We start from the raw sequence: 8,157 nt of genomic DNA, 5'->3' as shown, positions 1-8,157 counted from the left end.
CGCCCAACCGCTTAGTTATGCGATTAAACACAGTTTCTCATGGCTGAATGCAACTCAACGTTCATTATCTATGTCACTTTCCGAGTACCTTCGTGAAGAAGCGCACATATTACCGGACAAGATTCAAATTGATGACTTTATGAATGATGTGGACAGGTTAACTGCGGATATCGATCGACTTGAAGCACGAATAAACAGGTTGAAAACAGAGTATTGACATTGTCTCTTGACCGCAGTCATAACCATGTAAGGAGCCATTAATGAAGGCTAATCAGTTATCCAGGCTGATTCAAATTAATCACGTCCTGGCAAAACATCGCCTGGACGAAGTGATCAAAGCAATCCATTTATTGCGTCCGCTTCGGTATTTCAGTTTTTTATCGCCACATCGCTGGCGCAATAAACAATCGACACTGCCTCGAGGCGAAAGATTAAGACTGGCATTACAGGACTTAGGACCTATCTTTGTAAAGTTTGGACAGGTGTTATCAACGCGTCGCGATCTCTTGCCGCCTGACATAGCCAATTCATTAGCTAAACTTCAAGACCAAGTAGCACCTTTTCCCGCTGAGCAAGCAAAACAACTGATTGATAAAGCCTATGAAGCAGAATCCATTGAGACATTATTTGCTCATATTGAACCTGAACCGCTTGCTTCAGCTTCCATCGCACAAGTACACGCAGCTACATTAAAAAGTGGTGAGCAAGTCGTTATAAAACTGGTTCGTCCTGGCATAGAGCCCATTATCAAGCGTGATATTGCTTTGTTGTATACCTTGGCATCTTTTGCTGAACGATACTGGTCTGAGGGAAAACGATTACGGCCCAGAGAGATCGTAGCTGAGCTTGAGAAGAACCTTTTTGATGAACTCGATATGTTGCGCGAGGCCTCTTCAGCCTCTCAACTGCAACGCAATTTTGAAGGCACCACCTTACTATATGTCCCCAAGATATACTGGAAGCTGACCAAGCCTAATATCCTGGTTCAAGAACGTATTTATGGCACGCCTATTAGCGATACTGAAGGTTTAATCGCGAAAGGTGTGGATATGGCAAAACTGGCAGAAATGGGGGTCGAAATCTTTTTCACCCAAGTATTCAAGCATAGTTTTTTCCATGCGGACATGCATCCCGGTAATATCATGGTGGATAGTCATGATCCGGCAAATCCACGTTATGTTGCTGTTGATTTTGGCATCATGGGGACATTATCTCCAGATGATCAGCGTTATTTAGCTGAAAATTTCCTTGCCTTTTTCAATCATGACTATCGCCGGGTTGCCGAGTTACATGTGCAATCAGGCTGGGTGCCGGCTGAGACTCGACTTGATGAGTTTGAAGCAGCCATAAGAAGTGTTTGTGAACCCATATTCGCTCGTCCTTTAAAAGAAATTTCTTTCGGACAACTGCTGCTGAGACTTTTCCAAACAGCGCGTCGTTTTAATATGGAAGTACAACCACAGTTGGTGCTGCTACAAAAAACCTTACTGAATATTGAAGGCTTGGGCCGTGACCTCTATCCAGATCTGGATCTATGGAAAACAGCCAAACCCATTTTAGAATCATGGATGAAGGAAAAAATGGGCTGGCAAGCAGCGTTAAGAACACTAAAGCAAGAAGCTCCTCATTGGGCTGAAACCTTACCCGAGATGCCGCGTCTATTATATGACCTGACTAAGAGAGCCCAAGATGGTCAGCTGAACGTTAATTTAGCATCACATGATATTCAACAGCTGCGTAAAGAAATCAAAAAAGCCAGTTATCGTAGTGCTGCTGCTACCTCTGGCGCTGCATTTTTGGTAGGCGCTGCCGTTATCACCGGTCTCGATGGTTACTCGACAACTATGTTTGCAGGGTTACCAGTACTGAGCTGGGTATTTGGGCTATGGGGGCTCGGTCTTATTTATTTTAGTATTTCAAACAAAAGTTAATTGTTATGTTTAAGTGGATTGGCCTTATTCTAGGCTTTATATTACTCAGTACGATGAGTGTAGGATTACTCATTTTAGGAATTTTTGGCGCACTGATTGGCTTACTGTTTGGTGGTTTTGCTGACCGTATACGAGCGTATGGTCTGGGCGGTGCTAATCCATTTACAAGTCAAACCCGTCAAACAGTTTTTCTTGAAACTGTGTTTGTTTTGATGGGGAAACTAGCGAAGGCAGATGGTCGAATCAGCCAGATTGAAATCGATCACGTGGAAGCCTTTATCAAAAAAATGGGGATGTCGGGTGAGCATCGACAAGAAGCCATCCGCCAATTTAAGCGAGGCGCAGAACCCGACTTTGATATTACAGACACAATGAATCATTTCAAACAACATTGTGGTAATACGTTTAATCTAAAACAAGTCTTACTGGTTTACCTGATAGTCATGGCCTTAGCCGATGGTAAGCTTGATCCACAAGAAAAAGATATTCTGGAACAAGTCTCTGCTCAGTTAGGATATAACCGGGCCGAGTTTAACCGTATTCTGGATATGGTGATGAGCCAGGCAAGTTTCGCAAGAGGTCATCAGCAGCAATACTCTTCCGGTCCGCAGCGCTCTTATTCTGATGAATTGGCCGATGCTTATAAAGCGCTTGGGGTGACTGAAAAGAGTTCTAATCAAGAAATTAAACGTGCTTATCGAAAACTGATGAGCCAATATCATCCGGATAAACTCATGGGACAAGGCGTTCCAGAAGATATGATTGCCGTTGCCACAGAGCAAGCGAAAGAAATTCAGTTAGCATACGATTTAATAAAAAAACATCGAGAACAAAATTAACAATTTCGTTTTATTTATTATTATCTGTTTGGTACTATTTTTTCTGGAAACACTTTAACCAAAGCCAAACTCGGTGTGAACCAAGGACGGAAAGTTACAGACCTTATGATACTAAGGTGGCTGTACTGCAATAATATCTAAGGAAAGAACACATGAAAAAAATAGTTTTTATCGCACTGGCTTTATTTACTGGTTTAACTAACGCTGCTATAGCTGCAACAAGCTTATCAACTAATGGTTCATGGCAAACAGCTAATGGCGACCTAAGTTCATTGCTCGGCCAGTCTGCACCAGCTACATGGTCTTACGATACAGACCTAGCATCAGCGACCCTTTACTCATCATATGCTCTTCCAAGCACAGGCACAGTGAGTACATACGTATCATCAAATTACGTTCTCTCAGGTACAGCTGCCCCCACTTTGTTTGATGGCAGCCAGTTTGCTCTCAGTATATTAGATAATACTATTGCAAACCTTGATGCATTCAATACAGATATCGTTACATCGATGGTGAATAAAGGTCTTAATCCTGATATCACAGGTGATGCGATTCTATTTACAACTAGCACTCTTTTTCCGGTGTCTGAATTCACAGAAAGTTTTTCTCTGTCTGGCCTGATGATGTTTGATAAAGACTTTTTCACTGGCCCTATATCAACATTACCTTCTGCTGATATTCTGCTTGATAATGCATTATTCATTTATGCATCACTTTCACATGAAATTAACTTTGAAGAAACTGGCTTTGCTAGTTATATCCAAACGCCATCAGCAGTGCCTGTACCTGCTGCCTTATGGATGTTTGCTCCAGCGTTGTTAGGTTTTCTTGGTTTGCGCCGCAAGGTGAATACTCAGGCTTAAAAAATTTAAGCACATAAAAGAAAAAAGCCGTAGTGATAAACTTCTACGGCTTTTTTGCTTAACACCCTTAATATTTGAGCTTTTTTATATCAAAACAGCCCGACTATTGAGCCATTATCATCAATATCAATACGTTCAGCAGCTGGGTGCTTAGGTAATCCAGGCATAGTCATCACATCCCCACAAAGTACAACCAGAAAACCAGCACCGTTTGACAGACGAACATCACGAATTGTCAGCGTATGATTCTCAGCCGTGCCACGTAAGCTCGGGTCACTGCTAAAAGAATACGGTGTTTTTGCCATACAAACTGGAATATCCCCGTGCTGCTCGTTCAACATAGCGATCTTATCCATCACTTTTTTATCAGCAACGACTTCACCACTGCCATATAGACGTTTAGCAACCTGATTAATTTTGTCCCATAGCGGTAAACTATCAGGATATAACAGACGACAAGGCTCAGCAGGGCTATCCAGTATTTCGACAACACGTTCCGCCAGTGTTTCGGCACCGGCCCCACCTTGTGCCCAATGACGAGCAAGAATGGCTTCAGCTCCCATTTCTTTTACAGCCGTTGTAATTAGTTCTATTTCTGCATCGCTATCATTAACAAAGTGATTGATGGCAACAACACAGCGTAGACCAAACTCATTTTGTAAGTTGCTTAAATGCCGTTTTAAATTAGCCAGTCCCACCTTTAACGCATCGAGGTTTTCTTCGCCAAGCTCTTTCAGTTCCAGACCACCGTGATATTTCAAGGCTTTTACTGTGGCGACAACAACAGCCATATCTGGCTTAATCCCAGCTTTGCGACACTTAATATCAATAAATTTCTCAGCACCTAAATCCGCTCCAAAGCCCGCCTCAGTGACCACATAATCACTCAGCTTAAGTGCCATTTTGGTTGAGATAACTGAATTACAGCCATGCGCTATGTTCGCAAATGGACCACCATGAACAAAGGCTGGATTATTTTCTAAGGTCTGCACAAGATTGGGTTTTATCGCTTCTTTTAGTAATGCAGCCATAGCACCGTGGGCCATGATTTCTCGAGCATATCTTGGTGTCCCATCAACGGAATAGCCGATCAGGATATCTCCCAAGCGTTGCTTCAGCTCAGGCAAAGAATTAGCTAGGCAAAAGATAGCCATAACTTCCGAAGCAACAACAATATCAAAGCGCTCTTCACGCAAATAACCATTGGCAGGACCACCCATACCCACCACGATATCCCGCAATGCACGGTCATTCATATCCATAACTCGCTGCCAGACAATACGTCTTGCATCCAACTGTAATGCATTTCCATGATGGATATGATTATCAATCATCGCTGATAATAAATTGTGGGCAGAAGCTATTGCATGCAGATCGCCAGTGAAGTGAAGATTGATATCCTCCATGGGTACAACCTGAGCATAACCGCCACCCGCAGCCCCGCCTTTCAAACCAAAGCATGGCCCCATAGAAGGTTCGCGTACACAGACAATGGATTTCTTACCAATTCGGTTTAGCGCATCACTCAGGCCGATCGTGGTTGTCGTTTTTCCCTCACCAGCAGGAGTCGGACTAATAGCAGTTACTAGGATTAACTTACCATCCGGCCGTTTTGCCAACTCATCCATGACATCTAATGATACTTTCGCTTTGAAATGTCCGTATGGGTCAATATGTTGAGAGGCAAGACCCAGCTTTTCCTCGGCGAGCTGGATGACTTCCTGCATGGCAGCCTGTTGGGCAATTTCAATATCAGACATGGTTTTCCTGAACGGCATTAAATTTAAGCCACATTATACGTGAGTTAACGACGAATCCCGAATAGCCCATTACTCCCCCCATCGCGGCATCAAGTCATGCTCTATCTTGGCTTGGTCAAGTATTCTCGCGACAACAAAATCGACCACTTCAGCTAAGGATGTTGGATTAAAATAAAATCCAGGATTGGGTGGCAAAATACAGACTCCCAGTTTAGCTAACTTCAACATATTTTCGAGATGAATCACAGAAAATGGCGCTTCTCTTGGAACCACGATCAATTTCCGATCTTCTTTAAGCATGACGTCGGCAGCGCGGTTGATTAAATTATCACTCTGACCACAAGCAATTGCTGATAACGTTCCCATGGTACATGGGCACACAATCATGGCGGGCACGCGATGTGAACCACTTGCCAGTGGTGATGACCATTGTTGTTCACCATAAACCTGCAATTGTTCAGGAACACAGTCGAATTCCTGACTCAGCTTTTCCTGCACATCCGATGCTCTTGCAGGCAACTTCCAATTGAGTTCATCAGCGAGCACAATTCTACCAGCGGTAGAAATCATTAAATGTACCGTGAGCCCTTGCTTGAGTAATACCTGCAATAAACGCTTCGCGTAAGGCGCGCCAGAAGCACCGGTAATGGCTAATGCAATTTGTTGCTGATCCAACATTCTTAAGCTATCGCCTCTAAAATTCGCTGATGAATACCGCCAAAACCACCATTACTCATTACTAAAATCTCATCACCCGCTTGTGCTTCCTGGCTGATCGTCTTCACAATAGCATCGATCGAGTCAAAGACACTAACATGTTCGCCCAGTGTTTCAGTCACGTTTTTTAATGACCATTTCAAGTCGCTATCTTGTAACAACAATACTCTATCTGCCTGAATAAGTGACTGAGCCAGAGTATCTTGGTGAATTCCCATCTTCATCGTATTTGAACGAGGTTCCAATACAGCTACCAGACGACGGTTACCTATTTTGGCTCTCAGCCCAGCAATTGTTGTTGCTATCGCTGTCGGATGATGGGCAAAATCATCATAAACACGAATGTTATTGATTTCACCTTTTAACTCTAAACGACGCTTCACACCAGCAAACACGGATAAAGCCTCACAGGCATGCTCAACCGTGACACCAACATGATGGGCAGCAGCAATAGCGGCAAGCGCATTATTCACATTGTGTTGGCCGAGCATATCCCAACTGACTCGGGCTGTAGACTCACCATATCTGACTTCAAACTCACTGCCATCATTTTTCAATAATGTCGCACACCAATCAGCATCAACACCCAATGTCTGTCTTGGCGTCCAACACCCCATATTAAAGACATGGTCAATCGTCTTATCCTGAGGTGAAATAATCAAACCCTGTTCAGGTACCGTTCGTACCAGATGGTGGAATTGCTTTTGAATTGCAGCCAGATCATCAAAGATATCAGCATGATCAAACTCAAGATTATTAATAATCAGTGTTCTGGGCATGTAATGCACAAATTTTGAACGTTTATCAAAAAAGGCCGTGTCGTACTCATCTGCCTCAATCACAAAAAATGGCGTATTACCTAAACGTGCTGTTTCGCCAAAATTATCAGGGACACCGCCTATCAAGAAACCTGGCTGCATACCTGCATGCTCCAGAATCCATGCTAATAGACTACTCGTCGTCGTTTTTCCATGTGTACCCGAGACCGCTAATACCCATTTGCCTTGCAGGACATGTTCATTTAACCATTGAGGGCCAGACACATAAGGCAGACCTTTGTTTAAAACATACTCCACAGCCGGGTTGCCACGCGACATGGCATTGCCCATCACCACTAAATCAGGTGCAGGGTCTAAATGCTCAGGTTTATAGCCTTCTTTTACATCAATACCTGCAGCGGCAAGTTGGTCACTCATAGGCGGATAGACATTGGCATCAGAACCACTGACTGTCATGCCTAACTCCCTCGCAAGAATCGCCACCCCCCCGATGAAGGTGCCGCAAATCCCCAGTATATGAATGTGCATTAAGTCACTCCTGAAATAGTAAGTCCAACAACTATCAACGATACGATGACATATGCCACCGTGATAACGGCTGCCAGCCCCGGTCGGATATCTAGTGCATACCTGAAGATATGTGCAACAACAAATAAACTCCAGAAAATGATAATAAGCACCATCAATAGAATGATGCTGATCAGTTGACTATGTGGTTCGACCAACCTGAATACAGAAAAAATAGGCCAACTCACCAGACCTACGATAGCGCCAGTACTGGCCATCGCTGTAACAGTTTGTTCAAAGCGATGAGATAAACCTCTACTGACTAATAATAGTTTTGTCACGATGATCAACATAATTGTGTCGGCTAGACTCGCCACGAGACTGATAATCCAGTTGTGATCGATATGACTGACCAGCACGCCGACCATAAAGTAACAGACGATACTGATATTAACTAATACTGATGATGCTGGAATATCTGCAGGGCTGGCCTGGAACAAACAAATCTGCAAAAAACGCTTAATCACTTTATTCATCGAGGCATAATAACGTGTCAGTAATTGCTAACAAAGTATTTAATGATCTTTTTCATCACAAACAAAAAAGCCCGGCTTTATAACCGGGCTTTTTCTAAGAAGGTTTAACTATAAATCAATCGTCAACTACTACGCCCCATGGGAATTTTCCAACGTTGATAGTTTTGATATTTTTGTTTGTCGCTGTATCAACAACAGAAACCGTGCCACTCACGCCATCTGCTG

The 8,157-nt window shown here is 43.3% G+C and carries 8 protein-coding genes, 1 pseudogene and 1 riboswitch; of the genes and pseudogenes, 4 read left to right on the top strand and 5 right to left on the bottom strand.

The genetic code is table 11. The features are described from left to right. From B4K20_RS15965 to B4K20_RS15950, 4 genes and pseudogenes are all read left to right on the top strand, one after another. A pseudogene (locus tag B4K20_RS15965) lies at positions 1 to 217 on the top strand (hypothetical protein); the annotation flags it as partial. A gap of 43 nt (positions 218 to 260) precedes the next feature. Beyond that, the gene (gene ubiB, locus B4K20_RS15960; RefSeq protein WP_286305562.1) at positions 261 to 1,931 is read left to right on the top strand and encodes a ubiquinone biosynthesis regulatory protein kinase UbiB; all 1,671 of its coding nucleotides are present in this window, start codon (positions 261 to 263) and stop codon (positions 1,929 to 1,931) included. Positions 1,932 to 1,936: 5 nt separating this feature from the next. Further along, positions 1,937 to 2,770, top strand: coding sequence for a co-chaperone DjlA (gene djlA, locus B4K20_RS15955; RefSeq protein ID WP_289283674.1), 834 nt, complete (start codon positions 1,937 to 1,939; stop codon positions 2,768 to 2,770). A gap of 53 nt (positions 2,771 to 2,823) precedes the next feature. Then, a riboswitch (cyclic di-GMP riboswitch) is annotated at positions 2,824 to 2,903 on the top strand. A 19-nt stretch (positions 2,904 to 2,922) separates the two neighbouring features. Next, the gene (locus B4K20_RS15950; RefSeq protein WP_289283673.1) at positions 2,923 to 3,633 is read left to right on the top strand and encodes a hypothetical protein; all 711 of its coding nucleotides are present in this window, start codon (positions 2,923 to 2,925) and stop codon (positions 3,631 to 3,633) included. A gap of 89 nt (positions 3,634 to 3,722) precedes the next feature. Here the strand turns inward: B4K20_RS15950 and B4K20_RS15945 are convergent, their stop codons facing one another. The 5 genes from B4K20_RS15945 to B4K20_RS15925 all read right to left on the bottom strand — a co-directional run bounded on the left by B4K20_RS15945 (position 3,723) and on the right by B4K20_RS15925 (position 8,146). Continuing rightward, a complete protein-coding gene (locus tag B4K20_RS15945; protein WP_289283672.1) occupies positions 3,723 to 5,393 on the bottom strand; it encodes a formate--tetrahydrofolate ligase in 1,671 nt (556 codons plus the stop codon). 69 nt (positions 5,394 to 5,462) lie between these two features. Continuing rightward, positions 5,463 to 6,071 carry a UbiX family flavin prenyltransferase gene (locus tag B4K20_RS15940; protein ID WP_289283671.1) on the bottom strand — a complete coding sequence of 203 codons (609 nt, stop codon included), beginning with the start codon at positions 6,069 to 6,071 and terminating at the stop codon, positions 5,463 to 5,465. 2 nt (positions 6,072 to 6,073) lie between these two features. Next, entirely contained in the window at positions 6,074 to 7,417 is a 1,344-nt protein-coding gene (gene mpl / locus B4K20_RS15935) for a UDP-N-acetylmuramate:L-alanyl-gamma-D-glutamyl-meso-diaminopimelate ligase (protein WP_289283670.1), read from the bottom strand. After that, entirely contained in the window at positions 7,417 to 7,932 is a 516-nt protein-coding gene (locus B4K20_RS15930; RefSeq protein WP_289283669.1) for a hypothetical protein, read from the bottom strand. The genes mpl and B4K20_RS15930 overlap by 1 nt, the downstream gene beginning before the upstream one ends. A 115-nt stretch (positions 7,933 to 8,047) precedes the next feature. Next, entirely contained in the window at positions 8,048 to 8,146 is a 99-nt protein-coding gene (locus B4K20_RS15925; protein WP_289283676.1) for a hypothetical protein, read from the bottom strand. Positions 8,147 to 8,157: the final 11 nt, after the last annotated feature.

Origin of the sequence: Methylophaga sp. UBA5088 (genome assembly GCF_002414625.1) — a bacterium.
GTDB lineage: Bacteria > Pseudomonadota > Gammaproteobacteria > Nitrosococcales > Methylophagaceae > Methylophaga > Methylophaga marina.
Note: the sequence above shows the minus strand (reverse complement) of the source record. Positions and strands in the feature narration are given on the sequence as shown.

Bases quoted from the DNA above. Each gene is read 5' to 3' on its own strand.
- B4K20_RS15940 (WP_289283671.1), bottom strand. From the start codon at position 6,071: ATGTTGGATCAGCAACAAATTGCATTAGCCATTACCGGTGCTTCTGGC.
- B4K20_RS15930 (WP_289283669.1), bottom strand. From the start codon at position 7,932: ATGAATAAAGTGATTAAGCGTTTTTTGCAGATTTGTTTGTTCCAGGCC.
- B4K20_RS15945 (WP_289283672.1), bottom strand. From the start codon at position 5,393: ATGTCTGATATTGAAATTGCCCAACAGGCTGCCATGCAGGAAGTCATC.
- mpl (WP_289283670.1), bottom strand. From the start codon at position 7,417: ATGCACATTCATATACTGGGGATTTGCGGCACCTTCATCGGGGGGGTG.
- djlA (WP_289283674.1), top strand. From the start codon at position 1,937: ATGTTTAAGTGGATTGGCCTTATTCTAGGCTTTATATTACTCAGTACG.
- B4K20_RS15950 (WP_289283673.1), top strand. From the start codon at position 2,923: ATGAAAAAAATAGTTTTTATCGCACTGGCTTTATTTACTGGTTTAACT.
- ubiB (WP_286305562.1), top strand. From the start codon at position 261: ATGAAGGCTAATCAGTTATCCAGGCTGATTCAAATTAATCACGTCCTG.